Here is a 16,810-nt window from a genome sequence, read left to right as displayed (position 1 = left end):
CCCTCCCCCTGTTCTTCAAGAAACCCGACCGTGAGCGGGTTCGCGCCTCTTCGTTAAACCCAACAACCCATCGAGTCAGTCACGTCGGACACGCATCAGTGTGTTCCTCGTATCGCCTCGCCTTGAAGAAAGGGTGAACAGCATGTCCGCATCAATCACAGACGCCGAAAACCACGCGACCGAAGCTGCGCCGATGAAAGCGCCGAACCGCGTCAAAGCCATCATGGGTGCCTGCTCGGGCAATCTGGTGGAGTGGTACGATTTTTTCATTTACGCCTACACCGCCATCTATTTTGCCGCTTCGTTTTTCCCCAAGGGCGACACCACCAGCCAGCTACTGGCGACTGCGGGCGTCTTCGCCGTCGGTTTTTTCATGCGCCCGCTCGGTGGCTGGATATTCGGCTGGATCGCTGACACTCGCGGCCGCAAGGTTTCGATGATTATCTCAGTGTTCATGATGTGCGCCGGCTCGCTGCTGATCGCCGTCATGCCCACCTACGCAACCATAGGGGTCGCGGCACCGATTCTGCTCGTGGTTGCCAGGCTGATTCAGGGCCTGTCCGTCGGTGCGGAATACGGCACCGGCGCCACCTACATCAGCGAAATCGCGACACCGGGCCGTCGCTGTTTCTATGGCTCGTTTCAGTACTTCACCATCATTGCCGGTCAGCTGCTGGCCTTGATGACCGTAGTCATTCTCCAACAAACCCTGACCGGAGAAGAGTTGCGCGAGTGGGGTTGGAGGATTCCGTTCTTCATCGGCGCGCTGAGCTCGATCGTGGTGGTGTATCTGCGCCGCGCCATGCATGAAACCGCCAACAAGAAAGACATGAACCGCAAAGATGCCGGCTCTCTGCGCGGCATGTTCAAACACAAACGCGCGGTTGCCCTGGTGGTGGCGTTCACCATCGGCGGTTCGCTGTATTTTTATACCTTCACCACCTATATGCAGAAGTTCCTGGTGATCTCCGCCGGTTTCAGCCCGGAAACGGTCAGCTTCATCATGACGGCGGCCCTGGTCGGCTTCATGCTCTGCCAGCCGCTGTTTGGCCTGCTCGCCGACCGTATCGGGATCAAGACGCACATGCTGATGTTTTCCGGGTTGGCCATGGTGCTGGTGATTCCCCTGCTCTACTCACTACAGTCGGTCAGTAACCCGTTTACGGCATTCCTGCTGGTGTTTGGCGGCTTGGCCATTGCGTCGCTCTACACCCCGGTTGCCGGGATCGTCAAAGCCGAATTGTTCCCGCCGGCAGTGCGTGCGCTGGGCGTGGGCTTTCCGTATGCCGTCGGCAATGCGGCATTCGGCGGCACGGCAGAGTACGTGGCCTTGTCGCTCCGATCACAGGGTATCGAGGAGTATTTTTTCTTCTATGTCGCAGCAGTAGTGACCATCACCTTCATCGCCGCGATGTTGATGCCAAATTTGTCTCGCTACGGGTACATCAGCGGCTCCGGTGAGATCGAGGAGCGTACGGGGCTCAAGGGTTGTTCAAAACCGAGCGCTGCCAGAGTCTGACCATTACAGCGGCACGATTAGGAAGGGCCCGTTGGGCCCTTTTGGCATCATTGCGCAGTACTTTTCTGAAAATCGGCAATTTGCTGCCACATTGCAATCGGGTTGGAGTACATCGGGAAGTGCCCGCACTCAGGAATTTGCGCCAACCGCACACCTTCGGCCTGAATATGCGGCAGATAGGACAGTGACGCGTTCTGATCGCCGTACATGAACATGCGCGGGCATTTCAATCCGAGAAACTTGCCCATTAGGTCGGCGTTATCGGAGAGATTGACCATCGACTGGAATATCCCTCGTACCGCACCGGCACGCACCTTGTGCTTCAAGCTCGCCGCATAGAGCGCACTGGTATAGGCTGGTGCACGTCGGGTGCGTTCGATGAAGGCGGCAAAAAATGTTTCGCCATCGGCGGCCGGATAGTCGACCACCTGACGACTGAGGAAGCAGTCTTCCGGGGCGATATTGCCCTCGATATCGACGAAGCTGAGCACCCTGTTCGGGTATTGATGAGCGAGCATCAATGCGGTCAGTCCACCCATGGAGTGGCCGACCAAATGAAAGCGCTCAATGCCAAAATGCTCGAGCACCTGCAGTGCCGTCCTCATCAGAAATTCAATGGTGATTTTGGAAAGGTCACTGCACTGGCTTTCCCCGCAACCCGGCGCATCGTAGGCGACGAAAGGATGTCCGGCGAATGCGGCTTGCTGCACGATGTCGGCATAGTCTTCCTTGGTCGAGCCAAAACCATGCAGGAACACGATGGGCGCCAGGGTTCCAGCGCGGTGAATGGCGGCGATGTTCAGTTCGACACCCTCCACCGTTAGAGGGAGCTTCGTTTGAATGAAGGGTTCTTGCGAGAACACGTGGATGACTCCTTGAACGAATAGATTGCCGCATGGCGCACAATTTCAAGGGTATCGCGCCAACTGTAAATGACTGATTGGGGAACGCTTTGATACGTCAAACCTATCAGGACTGGGTTCGAAACCGGGCAACCAACTCTTCCACCAGCGGATTGGCCCTGTCCGTATTCCAGGCCACGGCGGTCGTCACGACATTCAGTGGTTTGCTCAGCGGTCGTAACACCACATTATCGGGCGCGAGTTTTTTCAGTGAGGCAGGGACCAGGGCAATGCCTTGTCCATAGCTGACAAACGCAATTTGCGAAGCCACAGAGCGCACTTCATGCAGCACCCGAGGGGAAAATCCGCTGGCCCGGCAGGTCGCGATCAGGTTGTCGAAGTAGACCGGGCTGACCTTGCGGGAAAACATCACCAACGACTCGTTGGACAAACTGGACAGGCTGATCCGCTTGCGCGAAGCCAGTGGATGATCAATGGGCAAGGCTACGACCAGCCGATCCTCGGTCAGCGGCAACGATTTGATCGAGGCCCCGAGGTCGCCGTCCAGGCGGGCGAAAGCCAGATCGATGTCGCCGGCTTCCAGCGCAGGAACCGCTTCGACACTGTCGATCTCCCGCACAGAGACAGTGAGATGCGGGTAATCGCTCTTCAGTTGCTCGATCAAGCCTGGCAATACATCAAACATGGCCGTGGAAATCGCGCCGATGGTCAACATCCCTGACTGCCCAGCCACCGCCTCTTCCACCGCCAGTTCCAGGCGCTCCAGTTGTTCGGCGAATTTGCGCACTGCCGGCAGGATCGCTGCGCCGACGGGGGTCAGTTTCGCCCCGCGTCGCGAACGGTCGAACAGCTTGACCTTGAGAGCCTGCTCCAGCACCTGGATCTGTTCGCTCAGGGGGGGCTGGGACATTCCCAGGCGCTTGGCGGCGCGGCCGAAATTCTGTTCTTCGGCCACGGCCAGGAATAACCAGAGGTGACGAATCAGGCGGAAATTGATCATGATCATTCCATAGGTTTAACGTATCTAATGCTTCTGTGATTAGTAATATACCTATCAAACTGCCTCGTTGACACTGGGCGCCTCCGTCACCACAGGGGCTCTCCCATGACTAACAAGAGTTTGCTGGATCGCTTGGCAGCGTTGGACACCAACACGGTGTCCGATGCGCTCGATTTCCTCGGCTTGCCGGGTGCCACCGTGGGGCTGCGCCCGCTGTGGAACTGCCCGAAAATCGTCGGCCGCGCCAGTACGGTCATGCTCGCCCCAAAATTCGACAGCGCACCCACGGTGCACCTGATTACCCCGGTGGTTGAACAGATTGCCAGCAACGATCGCGTACTGGTGATCGCCGGCGGAATCGAAGGTATTTCCTGCTGGGGCGACATCCTTGCCAACGCCGCAGCCGGCAAGCACGTTCGCGGCACGGTGATCGACGGTTTCAGTCGCGACATCGACGGCAGCGAAGCGATTGGCTACCCGGTTTACGGCCGCGGTGTGACCATGATCAGCGCGCGCAATCGGGTGGTGCAGATTGATGCGGGCGTAACAATCACCGTGGCCGGTGTCGACGTCAGTGAAGATGACTATCTGATCGCCGATACCTGCGGGACGGTGTTTATTCCCCAGGCTGAAATCGAGAAGGTACTCGACCTCGGCGAGCGGATCGCCCGCCGGCAGGACGGCATGGTGGAAGCCGTTCGCAACGGTCGCTCGGTGGCCGAGGTGATGCATGACACCCAGTTCGAAGCGATCCGCGTGGAGCACGCCTGATGAATCTTGAAGACAAAACGCTGGTCGCCTTGTTTGAAGGCCTGGACACCCCAGGCGTGTCCGATGCAATGGACAAACTCGGGCTGCCCGGCCAATGCCTCGGCGTGGCGCCACTGGACAATTACAGCAAGGTCGTCGTCGGACCTGCCTTCACTGTGCAGTACGTCTCGGCCAGCGTTCCTCCAGGCACTGTGGGTGATTTCATCGAAGACGTGGCACCGGGCGACGTGGTGGTCATCGACAACGGCGGCCGCACCGACTGCACCGTATGGGGTGACATCATGACCCAGTACGCCGGTACTCGGCAGATCGCTGCCACGGTCATCGACGGCGTGTGTCGTGATGTCAACAAAGCGCTGGGCGACGGTTACCCGATCTTCAGCAAGGGCCGCTTCATGCGCACCGGTAAAGACCGAGTGCAGGTTCAGTCGGTCAACCAGCCGGTGTCCATCGGTTCGGCCCGGGTCTGTGCCCGCGACATCGTGGTCGCTGACGCCAATGGCGTGGTGATCGTCCCACGAGCCCGCGCCCGTGAAGTCGCGGCTGTTGCCCGCCAGATCGAATCCGTCGAGGCCAATATCCGCGCCCTGATCACTCAAGGCAAAACCCTTAAAGAAGCCCGCGACGCACTGGGTTACCACAGCCTGCAGAGGAAAGTCTGATGACCACGCTCCCCCTCCCCCTGGATTTTCACGCACGGGCAAAAGTGCTGGGCAGCTCGACACTGTATGAGGCATCCCATCTGCCCTGCGCCGTCGACAGTGCGATCCGCCCGATCTGGGATGGCGCCTTCATCGCCGCCCCCGCCTATCCGCTGGAATGTTCGCCGGGTGACAACCTAGCCTTGCACCTGGCGATGGAACGTGTGCCCCGTGGCAGCGTGCTGGTCGTGGGCACCGGGAGTTTCATCGCCGGTTACTGGGGCGAGGTGCTCACTGTGGCGGCCGAAGCGGCTGGCGTCGTCGGCCTGATCATTGATGGCGGCGTACGTGATATCGCCGCCCTGAAGAAACGCCAGTTCCCGGTTTTTGCCCGCGGCATTTCGGTGAAAGGCACGGTCAAGGCCAGTGCGCCCTCCGTGGGCCAAGCGTTCAATTTCAATGGTGCACAGGTGGCACCGGGCGATCTTGTGGTGGCCGACGATGACGGAGTGATCATCATTCCCAAGGCGGATGCGGCACGCACACTGACCGAAGGTGAAGCAAGGGCGAGTAAGGAGGCGCAGATGATGAAAGCGCTCTCTGACGGCCGCACGACACTGGAACTGATGAACCTCACAGAGTGGAGAACCCGGGCATGAGCGCTGATATCCAACGGCTGAACCAACGCCTGGCCAGCGCGCGGCCATCAGCGACCTATCGCATCATGGATCGGGTGGCAGAACGTCGGGCGCAAGGTGCGCAGATCATTTCGCTATGCGCCGGCGAGCCTGATTTCGATACGCCCAAACACGTACGGGAGGCCGCAATTCACGCCATCGAGCATGGCCACACCCGCTACACCCAGGTCGCCGGTGTACGTTCACTGCGAGAAGCGGTGGCCGCCAAGTTCCGCCGTGAGAACGGCCTGGACGTTACCTGGCAAGACACCCTTGTCTGCAACGGTGGCAAGCAGGTGATCTACAACGCCTTGGCCGCGACCCTCAATGAGGGTGACGAAGTCATCGTGCCGGCGCCGTACTGGGTCAGTTACCCGGAGATGGTGCAACTGTGCGCAGGTGAAACCAGAATAGTCACCTGCGATGCCGATACCGGTTTCAAGCTGACGCCCGTGGCGCTGGCCGCGGCGATTACGCCTCAGACCCGCTGGCTGATCCTCAACTCGCCGTCCAACCCGACGGGGGCGGTGTACAGCCGGGATGAGCTTCACGCCTTGGCGCAGGTGTTGTTGGCACATCCTCATGTGTTTATTCTGGCCGATGACATCTACGAACACCTGATCTTTGACGATCAAACGTTCCACACCCTGGCCCAGGTTGAACCACGACTGGCGCCACGAACCCTGACCATGAACGGTGTCTCGAAAGCCTATGCCATGACGGGCTGGCGCATCGGTTTTGCCACGGGGCCAAGCTGGCTGCTGGAGGCCATGGAAAAACTGCAAGGGCAGCAGACTTCCGGCGCAAGCTCGATCTCGCAACAGGCGGCACTTGCCGCACTGGAGGGCCCCAAGGATTTCATCCACGAAAGCCGCGCCGCGTTCCAGGGGCGTCGCGATTTGATGGTGGAGCTTTTGAACGCCACACCAGGTCTTGAATGCGTCAGCCCAGCGGGGGCGTTTTACGCGTTCGCTTCCTGTGCGGGGCTGATCGGTCGTACCTCGGCGGGCGGTCGAGTGCTGCACACTGACGAAGATGTCGCCCATGCACTGCTCGACGAAGCGAATGTGGCGGTGGTGCATGGCAGCGCTTTTGGCCTCGGCCCCTACATTCGCATTGCCTACGCCTTGGATGACGCTTCATTGCGCAAGGCCTGCGAGTCCATCCGCTCGTTCTGTACCAGCCTGCGTTAATCCGCCGCTGAAAAACCAACCCGGCCATGGCCGGGTTTTGCTGTTTATCAGCTGCGTTAACTCGATGCTTCTGGTAAACAATCGATCACTTTTTTTCAATCGAGCCTGAACCATGATCACGTTCAAGCAACTGGAAGCCATCTACTGGATTGTGGAACTGGGTAGCTTCGAATCCGCAGCCATGAAACTGAACATGTCCCAGTCAGCCATCTCCAAGCGTATTCAGGAGCTGGAAGATGCCTTCGACATGCCGATCTTTGATCGTTCCAAACGCAGTGCGCGCCTGACGGAAAAAGGCACGGAGCTATTTGAGCAGGCCACGGAGATTCTGCACCAGCGCGATTACCTGCTTGAACGCATAAGCTCCAAGGAAGTGCTGGTCAGGCGCTTTCGCATCGGCGTCACCGAGCTGACCGCCATGACTTGGCTACCGGCGCTGGTCGAGGGTATTCGCAGTGCTTATCCCAAAGTGGCACTGGAACCCTCGGTCGAGCTCAGCACCGAACTGGTGGCCAAACTGGAGAACGATCAGCTCGACCTGATCATCGTTCCCGACATCTTTGCCGACGCGCGTTTCGTCAGCACGCCGCTGAGTTCAGTGGAGAACGCCTGGATGTGTGCACCTTCGCTGCATCAGGGTAACGAGATCATGAACATGCAGGCTATTTCCTCGTACACCGTCCTGACTCAGGGCGGCGGCTCCGGCACCGGGTTGATCTATGAGCGCTGGTTTGCCCAGAATGACGTCCGGGTCCACCGTACGATCAAAAGCAACTACCTGATCGCCCAGTTGGGCCTGACCCTGTCCGGTGTCGGCATCAGCTACCTGCCTCGCCAGTGTCTCTCGCCATTGGTGGACCAGGGCCGGCTGCTGGTCATCGAAACCGAGCCTGCGCTGCCTCCCATCCACTACATCGCCGTGCACCGCTCCGATCGTCTTCAGGGCCTCAGTGTCGAAGTTGCACGTCTGGCGGCAGATTGCTGTGATTTCAGCCGCATGGTGATTTAGCTCTTGAAACAAGAAAAAAAGCGATGCTTTTACATAGATAAATATCGCTAATAGTGCCGAGCGACCTTTCTTACTATGAACGCATAGCCCACAAGGGTTCAGTCGTTCATGGAGGTCGCTATGTCATTGCCCGGTTCACGTATCTACCCTTCTCCACCCCAGGCGCCACGCTCGCTGCTGGACGCTTTTCAGAGCGTCGTCACGCCGCATATCAGCGACAACCTCGGGCGTCACATCGGTGCCCGGGGGCTGACGCGCTATAACCACACCGGCAAACTGGTGGGCACCGCCCTGACGGTGAAGACTCGCCCCGGTGACAACCTCTACATCTACAAGGCCCTGACGCTGATCGAACCGGGGCATGTGTTGGTGATCGACGCCCAGGGTGACGCGGCCAACGCGGTCATCGGTGAGCTGATCAAGCTCTATGCCCAGCAACGCGGCTGTGTCGGCTTCGTCGTCGACGGCGCCGTCCGCGATGTCGCCAGTTTTGAAGCCACACCGTGCTATGCCCGCAGCGTGGTGCATTGCGGCCCCTACAAAAGCGGCCCAGGGGAAATCAACGTCCCGGTGTCAATCGGCGGGATGATCATCAATCCGGGCGACATCATTGTCGGTGACGAGGATGGGCTGGTTGCCTTTTCGCCCGACCATGCCGAGCAGGTGTTGGTCAAGGCGCGCGAGCATGACGCGCACGAACAGCAGGTCAAAGCCGAAATCGCCACTGGCGCCATCGATCAGTCATGGCTGGACAAGGTGCTGGAAAAGGCTGGCCTGGCGAACTGAAAAACACTGCGTAATCGCCTTGCTGCAGGGACCTCTCAACACCATCCAACCGGGCCTCCAGCCCGGTTTTTTTATGCCTGCGTCTCAAACCTTTTCATCAATAAAAGTGATCTGTTGAGAGGAGTATTTGTCGCTTTTTTTGCAGATTCACAATCATTACTTTGGCCGGACAACACCAACAGAAAAATAAGGTCCGCCCCATGTCTATGCCTGAAGTCATAAAACCCGCCGTGCGCAGCAATTACCGCTGGGTGGTCGCGGCCCTGATTTTTCTGATTTACACCATCGCAGCCGCCGACCGGGCCAACCTGGGCGTCGCGCTACCGTTTATTCGTAAAGAGTTTGAAATGAGCAATGCCGAGGCCGGCGGCTTAATGAGCCTGTTTCTACTGGCCTATGCCTTGGTACAGATTCCTTCCGGCTTTGCCTTCGGCCGTTTCGGCGTCAGCCGGATCCTGCCCGGCGCCATGGTGCTGACATCAATGCTGACGGGGCTAGTGGGTACAGCCAGTTCATTGCTGGCCCTCAAACTGTATCGCCTTGGCCTTGGCGTCGCTGAAGGTCCACTGCCGATCAGCATGACCACGACCATCAACAACTGGTTTCCTGCGCGGGAAAAAGGCACCGCGTCAGGGATCTTTCTGTCCGCCGTCAAGTTCGGGCCGGTGATTGTGCCGCCACTGTGTGCCGTGATCATTTCGGTATGGGGCTGGCGAGAGATCTTCTACTTCTTTGCCGTGCCCGGCATCGCACTGGCAGTCGTCTGGTATTTCATGGTCACCGACCACCCCTCCCGAAGCCGGTTCGTCAACGCAGCCGAGCTCAGCTACATCATCGAAGAAACCGGCAGCACTGAAGCGACTCAACAAACCCGTCCCCAGCAGACTCCTGCTTGGGTGAGCAAACTCGACCGAGTCATACGTGCCCGCCATGAAACGCCCCTGGAAACCAACCGGCAGGTGTTCAAGTCCTGGAACATTTGGGGCTGCGCCACCAGTTATTGCTTCCAACTGGGCGTATCGAGCGTACTGCTGGCCTGGATTCCAACCTACCTGATGACCGTAAAACAGTTCTCGATCATGAACATGGGGCTGGTGTCGGCTGCGCCATGGGTGGGCGCCGTACTCGGCAACCTGCTGGGTGGTTTCTGCTCGGATCGGCTGATGGGTGGGCGGCGCAAACCCGGCATGCTGCTATCTGCGCTGGGTACGTCGCTGATGATGTACCTGCTGATCAACTCGCCTGCCGAACCGATTCCCTACGGCTTGCTGCTGTTGTTGACTGGTGCCGTTCTCAGCCTGGGTTTCTCTTCCTACATGGTTTACCCGATGGGGCTGACCACAAAAAAAACGTTCCCCATCTCCAACGCCGTCGTGAACATGGTCGGTCAACTGGGCGCGGCGGCGACGCCGTTCATTACCGGGCTGCTGCTGGATAACTATGGCTGGAACTATGTGTTTGCCTGGCTGGCGATCGGATCGTTCATGAGTTTCATCCTCTTGCTAACCATTTCCGAGCCACGGGCGAGATTGAGCACCCCTGGTTGAAGCGCATTCCGAATAAAACCGGGCCGCTCGTTTGAGCGGCTTCTGTCTGAACGATTCTGTCATCACTGCGAGGTGTTACACATGTCCCCCCAAGACAAAGAATTGGTTGCCCTGTTTGAAGGCCTGGATACGCCTGGCGTGTCCGATGCCCTGGATAAACTGGGTCTGCCTGGCCAGTGCCTGGGCGTCATGCCCCTGGACAATTATCGGCAAGTGGTGGTCGGGCCGGCCTACACCGTGAGCTACGTCACCGCCAGTTGCCCGCCGGGAACGGTCGGAGATTTCATCGATGATGTGGCAGAAGGCGACGTGGTGGTTATCGACAATGACGGGCGCACCGACTGCACCGTCTGGGGCGACATCATGACCCAATATGCCGGGAGCAAACGGATCGCGGCGACCGTTATCGACGGTGTCTGCCGGGACGTCAGCAAGGCACTCGGTGAAGGCTACCCACTGTTCAGCAAAGGCCGCTTCATGCGCACCGGGAAGGATCGGGTCGAAGTGGAATCCGTCAATCAGCCGGTGTCTATCGGCCAGGCCCGCGTGTGCGCCAGAGACATCGTGGTCGCCGATGCCAACGGCGTGGTGATCGTGCCCCGGGATCGAGCCCATGAGGTGGCGGCCTGTGCCCGCTCAATCGAAGAGGTGGAATCGCGTATTCGTGCCTTGATCGCTGAAGGCAAATCCCTCAAGGAAGCCAGGACAGCGCTGGGTTACCACACCCTGCAACGCAAGTCCTGACCCTCGCCTGACAACCCCTTCCCTTTTTGCCCTCACTGCCTGCCCACGACAGCGCAATGTGAGGGCTTTTTTTGCTTGTGCGTCCAGAGTCTTGGCGAACGACAAAGGGCGAGCAGCCACGTCTGTGAATGCTCCCCCTTTGATCTTGAAGACACACCGATAACAGGTCACACCGTCAGCGGTTTTTCTCCGCTGTCATTCTGGATAGGCTGCCCAGCAGCATGACGGTCTGCTTCGTCCTCACTCACCAACTCCCCCTCCCATTTGGCCACGACCGCCGTGGCGATGGAGTTGCCCACCGCGTTGGTCGCCGAGCGGCCCATGTCGAGGAAGGTGTCGATCCCCAGAATCAGCAGCAAACCGGCTTCGGGAATATCGAACTGGGTCAGCGTCGCGGCAATCACTACCAGCGAGGCGCGTGGCACGCCGGCCATGCCTTTGGAGGTCAGCATCAACGTCAACAACATAGTGATCTGCGTGCCGATCGACATCTCGATGCCATAGGCCTGAGCGATGAACAGCACGGCAAACGTGCAGTACATCATCGAGCCGTCGAGGTTGAAGGAATACCCCATGGGCATGACGAAACTGGAGATCCTGCGCCTGACCCCGAAACGATCCAGCGCATGAAGAATCTTCGGGTAAGCCGACTCGGAACTGGCCGTGGCGAAAGACAGGAGGAAAGCCTCCCTGATCAGCACCACCAGTTTGAATACGCGCCGCCCCAGGAACATCCAACCGGCAAAGACCAGCATCGCCCAGAGCACGATCAACCCGAAATAGAAGTCGCGCATGAAGACCGCGAATTTCACCAGAATGTAGAGCCCGTTGACCGCCACGGTCGCGGCCATGGCCGCCATCACCGCCAGCGGCGCGAGCTTCATCACATAACCCGTGACTTTCAGCATCGCCTGGGACAGCTCCTCGATGACATTGATCAGCCCCTGGGCCTTCTTGCCCAGAGAAGCCAACGCCACACCGAAAAACAGCGAGAACACCACGATCTGCAGAATTTCGTTCGTGGCCATGGCCTCGGCGAAAGACCTGGGCACCAAATGCGTGGCGAAATCCTTGAGGGTGAACACCGACGTTTGCAGGTTGGTCGCACTGGTCACCTCTGGCAATGGCAAGCCCAGGTTGTGCCCGGGTTGCAGCAGGTTGGCCATGACCAACCCCACCGACAGCGAAATCAAAGACGCGGTGACGAACCAGCCCAACGCCTTGCAAAAGACCCGACCCACGGCGCTTGCGTCGCCCATGTGAGCGATGCCCACCACCAGCGTCGAAAACACCAAGGGGCCGATGAGCATTTTGATCAGGCGTAGAAAAATGTCGGAGATGATCGAGATGTAACCGGCGACTCGGGTCGCCGCCGCTTTGTCCGGGAAGTTGAGGAAAATCATGTAGCCGATAAGGATCCCCAGCAGCATGGCGATCAGTATGCCTGCCGCAGCCGGTAGCCTGTTTTTCATAACGCACCTGTTTTCGAATTTTCTGGAAAGTAGCGTGGGCAAACGTCCGCTTGATCACGCAATGGCGATGAAAAGCTGGAGTGCAACCGGAGTGCTACGGAATGAAAAAGGCAAGTGCAAAGTGCCTGTATCGGCAGGCCGAGGATGGATGCGGGTGGAACAGATCATGGACAGAGGACAGGACGGGGCAAGCCAACTGCAGGAGGCTGTCATACATAGGTGCAACCCTCGGATCTTATAGTTGTGGTTGCGTCGGTTACGCGCTGTACCGACGTAGCCGGAAACTACGCTAGTGCTGCTCCCCCAATAAGAGCCGATCGCGCTCTACCAGATATGCCCAAATGCGATGGCGGCGCGCTCAAAGTCCGCGTTTTCTCCAACGGCAATTTCTCGGTTTTCCCTTTCCCATAATTCGTGGTTATCGCCGCTCACTGCTGCGCCACGCATTCACCGCCCAGCTATACAAAACGGGCATATCTCAAAGACAAAAACGGTAGTCGTCGTTCTCCTTCAGCGCTCCCAGAATGGGTGAAAACACAAAAGCAGCACTGCTTGGGAGATGGGCATGTCAACAGAAGCTGAACAAACCGTGGGACAGGATTGGCAGGAGGACGTATTCCGCGTGCTCAAGGCCCACGACGTCAAACACGTGGTCTTCGTACCGGACGCAGGTCACTCGGCGGCCATCCGCATGTCGTATGCCGACCCGGACATCAAGGCCGTTGTCCTCACCACCGAAGAAGAAGGTATCGGCTACCTCGCCGGCGCCTGGCTCGGCGGTGAACGGGGTGCCCTCTTGATGCAATCGAGCGGTGTCGGTAACTGCATCAATACCCTGGCACTTCAGGTGTGTGCCGGTTTCCCGCTGTTGATGGTGGTCACCATGCGCGGCGATTGGGCCGAATTCAACGCGTGGCAGAACCCGATGGGTCAGGCCACCGAAGCCTCTTTGAACCTGATGAAGGTCATGACCTGGCGCGCGGACGTCCCTACAGATGTCGCCCCGCTGCTGCACGGTGCCGCGACTATGGCGTTCAACGGTGATTCCGCCACTGCCCTGCTGCTCGGCCAGCGCCTGATTGGAGAAAAGAAATGGGTCAAGTAAGCGCAAACCACACCCTGTGCCGCCGCGAAGTGGTCAAGGCCTTGCTGGCCGACCGCAAAGATGTGCTGGTCGTGACAGGTCTGGGCTCGGCGTCCTATGACGTCATGGCCGCCGGTGACAATGATCTGAATTACTACCTCTGGGCCGCCATGGGCAGCGCCATCACGGTCGGCCTCGGCCTGGCCAACGCTCAGCCGGACAAGTCTGTGGTGGTGATCACCGGTGACGGTGAGTTGCTCATGGGCTTCGGTGCTCTGGCCACCGTCTCGCTGCAAAAACCCGCCAACCTGACCATCGCCGTACTCGATAACGGGCACTTTGGCGAGACCGGCATGCAAGTCAGCCACGCCGGTTTCGGTATTTCCCTGGACCAGGTGGCGAAGACCTGCGGTTTCAGCTGGACCGACGAAATTCGCGACATGGAAGGCGTACACAATCTGCGCGAACGCTTCGCTACCCGCGATGGCGTCAAGCTCGCAACGATCAAGATCAAGGCGGAAAACCCGCCACGTGTACTGCCACCGCGTGATGGTCACTACATCAAGAATCGCTTTCGTGCCGCGCTGGGTTTCAACCCGATCTGATTGCGCCCTACCCGGACCCGGTCACGCAGGGCCGATGCCATGCGTGACGCGTTGAGGAGAATAATAATGACTGACCGCAACTCTGAAGAACTCAATGCCATCCGCGAGGGCGTGCGCGCCCTGTGTGCTGAATTCGATGCCGCTTACTGGCGCAAAATCGACGAAGAAAAAGGCTTTCCGGAAACCTTCGTCAAAGCCCTGACCGACGCCGGCTGGCTGGCCGCGATGATTCCTGTCGAATATGGCGGCTCCGGCCTCGGGCTGGCCGAAGCCTCGGTCATCCTCGAAGAAGTGAACCGCTGTGGCGGCAACTCCGGCACCGTTCACGGGCAGATGTACAACATGTTCACCCTGCTGCGTCATGGCAGCGAGGCACAGAAAAGCTACTACCTGCCGAAACTGGCCAACGGTGAACTGCGCCTGCAATCGATGGGTGTGACCGAGCCCACCACCGGCACCGACACCACCAAGATCAAGACCACCGCGATCAAACGCGGCGACAAGTACGTGATCAACGGACAAAAAGTGTGGATCTCGCGAATCCAGCATTCCGACCTGATGATCCTGCTGGCACGCACCACGCCGCTGGCCGAGGTGAAAAAGAAGTCCGAAGGCATGTCGATCTTCCTTGTCGACCTGCGTGAGGCCATCGGCAATGGCATGACAGTGCAACCCATCGCCAACATGGTCAACCACGAGACCAACGAGTTGTTCTTCGACAACCTGGAGATCCCCGCAGACAGTCTGATCGGCGAGGAAGGCAAAGGCTTCAGGTACATCCTCGACGGCCTGAATGCCGAACGCACCCTGATCGCTGCCGAATGCATTGGCGACGGTCGCTGGTTTATCGAAAAGGCCAGTGCTTATGCCCGCGATCGCGTGGTGTTCGGGCGCCCTATCGGGCAGAACCAGGGCGTGCAGTTCCCCATCGCCGAAGCCCACATCGAAATCGAAGCGGCTGACCTGATGCGCTGGCGTGCCTGCGAGGAATACGACAGCGGCATCAATGCCGGGGCCAGCGCCAACATGGCCAAGTACCTGGCGGCGAAAGCGTCCTGGGAAGCGGCCAACGCCTGCTTGCAAACCCACGGCGGTTTTGGTTTCGCCTGCGAATACGACGTCGAGCGCAAGTTCCGTGAAACCCGGCTGTACCAGGTAGCGCCCATCTCCACCAACCTGATCCTGTCGTACGTTGCCGAACACCTGCTCGAGCTGCCGCGCTCTTTCTGATAACAAGAGAGATAACATCATGAGCCAGCCCAAAGGCCTCCGTCCGCTCGATGGCATGACCGTCGTCAGCCTTGAGCACGCTATTGCAGCGCCCTTCTGCACCCGACAACTGGCCGACCTCGGCGCCCGGGTGATCAAGGTCGAACGTCCAGGCACAGGCGATTTCGCCCGGGGCTACGACCAACGCGTCAACGGTCTGGCCTCGCACTTTGTCTGGACCAATCGTTCGAAAGAAAGCCTGACCCTCGACCTGAAGCAAGATTCGGCCACTGAGGTGCTGGACAGTTTGCTGGCCACCGCCGATGTGCTCGTGCAGAACCTGGCGCCTGGTGCGGCCGCGCGAATGGGGCTGTCATTTGAGGTGTTACATCAGCGATTTCCGCGCCTGATCGTCTGCGATATTTCAGGCTATGGCGCCGGTGGCCCCTATGAGAAGAAGAAAGCCTACGACCTGCTGATCCAGAGTGAAGGCGGCTTCCTGTCGGTCACCGGCGGCCAGGGCGAGGAAGAAATGGCCAAGGCCGGTTGTTCAATTGCCGATATCGCGGCCGGCATGTACGCCTTCACCGGCATCCTGTCCGCGCTGTTGTTGCGTGAACGCACCGGTGAAGGCAGCCACCTCGATGTTTCGATGCTCGAAAGCCTGGTCGAGTGGATGAACTACCCGATGTACTACGCCTACGACGGAGCACCACCGCCCCCTCGCGCCGGTGCTGCGCACGCCACCATTTATCCCTACGGCCCCTTCCCTGTCGGTGACGGCACCACCGTGATGCTGGGTTTGCAGAACGAGCGTGAATGGCAGCTGTTTTGCGAGAAGGTACTGCTTGCACCCGAGCTGGCCAAAGACCCGCGTTTCTCCGCCAACTTCAAACGTGTCGAGAACCGAAACGCGCTACGGGAACTGATCATTGAATCGTTCTCCACGCTCAACTTCGATGCGGTGATTGATCGCCTGGACCATGCGCACATCGCCAACGCTCGGGTGAACGATATGCAAGGTGTCTGGGACCATCCGCAACTTCAGGCCCGTGACCGTTGGCGAGAAGTCGAAACCTCTGCCGGCCCCATTCCAAGCCTGATCCCGCCCGGTAGCAACAGTGCGTTCGAGCCTCGTATGGATGCCGTGCCGGGCCTAGGCCAACACACCGAACAGCTACTCAAGGAATTGGGGCTGGGGACGGAGCGCATTGAAGAAATGCGTGCCGCCGGGGCCATCTGATTGCAACGAACAACTATTTTCGAGTGAACACTGCCCCATGAAGATCCTGGTAGCTGTGAAACGCGTCGTCGATTACAACGCGAAAGTTCGCGTCAAGGCGGACAGTTCCGGCGTCGACCTCGCCAACGTGAAGATGTCGATGAACCCGTTCTGCGAAATCGCCGTGGAAGAAGCCGTACGCCTGAAAGAGAAGGGTGTTGCGACTGAAATCGTCGTCGTCTCCGTAGGCCCGTCCACCGCTCAAGAGCAACTGCGCACCGCGCTGGCTCTGGGTGCCGACCGCGCCATCCTCGTCGAGTCCGCCGAAGACCTGACTTCCCTGGCTGTTGCCAAACTGTTGAAAGCTGTTGTCGACAAGGAACAGCCTCAGCTGGTGATCCTTGGCAAACAGGCCATCGACAGCGACAACAACCAGACTGGCCAGATGCTCGCTGCATTGAGCGGCTA

At 58.9% G+C, this 16,810-nt stretch carries 17 protein-coding genes; 14 read left to right on the top strand and 3 right to left on the bottom strand.

Features of this window, described 5'->3' with window-relative positions; all coding sequences use genetic code 11:
• Nucleotides 1-142: 142 nt before the first annotated feature.
• Entirely contained in the window at nt 143-1,519 is a 1,377-nt protein-coding gene (locus tag AC1DWG_RS05490) for an MFS family transporter (RefSeq protein ID WP_477787450.1), read from the top strand.
• A 47-nt stretch (nt 1,520-1,566) separates the two neighbouring features.
• On the opposite strand, the gene AC1DWG_RS05485 is transcribed toward AC1DWG_RS05490, so the two are convergent.
• Both AC1DWG_RS05485 and AC1DWG_RS05480 read right to left on the bottom strand, forming a co-directional pair.
• Entirely contained in the window at nt 1,567-2,382 is an 816-nt protein-coding gene (locus AC1DWG_RS05485; protein WP_477787449.1) for an alpha/beta fold hydrolase, read from the bottom strand.
• 106 nt (nt 2,383-2,488) lie between these two features.
• Nucleotides 2,489-3,382 carry a LysR family transcriptional regulator gene (locus tag AC1DWG_RS05480; protein ID WP_048381811.1) on the bottom strand — a complete coding sequence of 298 codons (894 nt, stop codon included), beginning with the start codon at nt 3,380-3,382 and terminating at the stop codon, nt 2,489-2,491.
• Between the two features lie 105 nt (nt 3,383-3,487).
• Here AC1DWG_RS05480 and AC1DWG_RS05475 point away from each other — a divergent pair, with 105 nt between their 5' ends.
• The 8 genes from AC1DWG_RS05475 (at nt 3,488) to AC1DWG_RS05440 (ending at nt 10,750) form a co-directional block, all read left to right on the top strand.
• Nucleotides 3,488-4,153, top strand: a complete 666-nt coding sequence (locus tag AC1DWG_RS05475; protein WP_477764404.1) for an RraA family protein — start codon at nt 3,488-3,490, stop codon at nt 4,151-4,153.
• Nucleotides 4,153-4,815 carry an RraA family protein gene (locus tag AC1DWG_RS05470; RefSeq protein WP_151213648.1) on the top strand — a complete coding sequence of 221 codons (663 nt, stop codon included), beginning with the start codon at nt 4,153-4,155 and terminating at the stop codon, nt 4,813-4,815. Before AC1DWG_RS05475 ends, AC1DWG_RS05470 begins: the two co-directional genes overlap by 1 nt.
• Nucleotides 4,815-5,453, top strand: a complete 639-nt coding sequence (locus AC1DWG_RS05465; protein ID WP_477764405.1) for an RraA family protein — start codon at nt 4,815-4,817, stop codon at nt 5,451-5,453. The genes AC1DWG_RS05470 and AC1DWG_RS05465 overlap by 1 nt, the downstream gene beginning before the upstream one ends.
• A complete protein-coding gene (locus AC1DWG_RS05460) occupies nt 5,450-6,664 on the top strand; it encodes a pyridoxal phosphate-dependent aminotransferase (RefSeq protein WP_477787448.1) in 1,215 nt (404 codons plus the stop codon). Before AC1DWG_RS05465 ends, AC1DWG_RS05460 begins: the two co-directional genes overlap by 4 nt.
• A 112-nt stretch (nt 6,665-6,776) precedes the next feature.
• Entirely contained in the window at nt 6,777-7,673 is an 897-nt protein-coding gene (locus tag AC1DWG_RS05455) for a LysR family transcriptional regulator (protein WP_477764407.1), read from the top strand.
• A 120-nt stretch (nt 7,674-7,793) separates the two neighbouring features.
• Nucleotides 7,794-8,459: an RraA family protein gene (locus tag AC1DWG_RS05450; protein WP_477787447.1), complete on the top strand. Its 666-nt coding sequence runs from the start codon at nt 7,794-7,796 to the stop codon at nt 8,457-8,459.
• Between the two features lie 200 nt (nt 8,460-8,659).
• A complete protein-coding gene (locus AC1DWG_RS05445) occupies nt 8,660-10,006 on the top strand; it encodes an MFS transporter (protein WP_477764409.1) in 1,347 nt (448 codons plus the stop codon).
• Nucleotides 10,007-10,087: 81 nt separating this feature from the next.
• Nucleotides 10,088-10,750 (top strand): RraA family protein, encoded by a 663-nt coding sequence (locus AC1DWG_RS05440; protein ID WP_477764410.1) that lies wholly within the window; start codon nt 10,088-10,090, stop codon nt 10,748-10,750.
• Nucleotides 10,751-10,917: 167 nt separating this feature from the next.
• On the opposite strand, the gene AC1DWG_RS05435 is transcribed toward AC1DWG_RS05440, so the two are convergent.
• Entirely contained in the window at nt 10,918-12,222 is a 1,305-nt protein-coding gene (locus tag AC1DWG_RS05435) for a dicarboxylate/amino acid:cation symporter (RefSeq protein WP_477787446.1), read from the bottom strand.
• A gap of 565 nt (nt 12,223-12,787) precedes the next feature.
• Here AC1DWG_RS05435 and AC1DWG_RS05430 point away from each other — a divergent pair.
• The 5 genes from AC1DWG_RS05430 to AC1DWG_RS05410 all read left to right on the top strand — a co-directional run.
• Complete coding sequence (locus tag AC1DWG_RS05430; protein ID WP_008001340.1) at nt 12,788-13,327, top strand: thiamine pyrophosphate-binding protein; 540 nt, start codon at nt 12,788-12,790, stop codon at nt 13,325-13,327.
• On the top strand, nt 13,315-13,911 hold the full coding sequence (locus AC1DWG_RS05425) for a thiamine pyrophosphate-dependent enzyme (protein ID WP_095191720.1): 597 nt from the start codon (nt 13,315-13,317) through the stop codon (nt 13,909-13,911). Before AC1DWG_RS05430 ends, AC1DWG_RS05425 begins: the two co-directional genes overlap by 13 nt.
• A 66-nt stretch (nt 13,912-13,977) precedes the next feature.
• Nucleotides 13,978-15,141: an acyl-CoA dehydrogenase family protein gene (locus tag AC1DWG_RS05420; RefSeq protein WP_008047692.1), complete on the top strand. Its 1,164-nt coding sequence runs from the start codon at nt 13,978-13,980 to the stop codon at nt 15,139-15,141.
• Nucleotides 15,142-15,160: 19 nt separating this feature from the next.
• Entirely contained in the window at nt 15,161-16,363 is a 1,203-nt protein-coding gene (locus AC1DWG_RS05415) for a CaiB/BaiF CoA transferase family protein (RefSeq protein ID WP_477764413.1), read from the top strand.
• Between the two features lie 37 nt (nt 16,364-16,400).
• Nucleotides 16,401-16,810 (top strand): electron transfer flavoprotein subunit beta/FixA family protein (locus tag AC1DWG_RS05410; protein ID WP_477787445.1); only part of this gene is annotated, 410 nt, incomplete at its 3' end.

The organism is Pseudomonas sp. P4_B3, from assembly GCF_056402295.1.
Note: the sequence above shows the minus strand (reverse complement) of the source record. Positions and strands in the feature narration are given on the sequence as shown.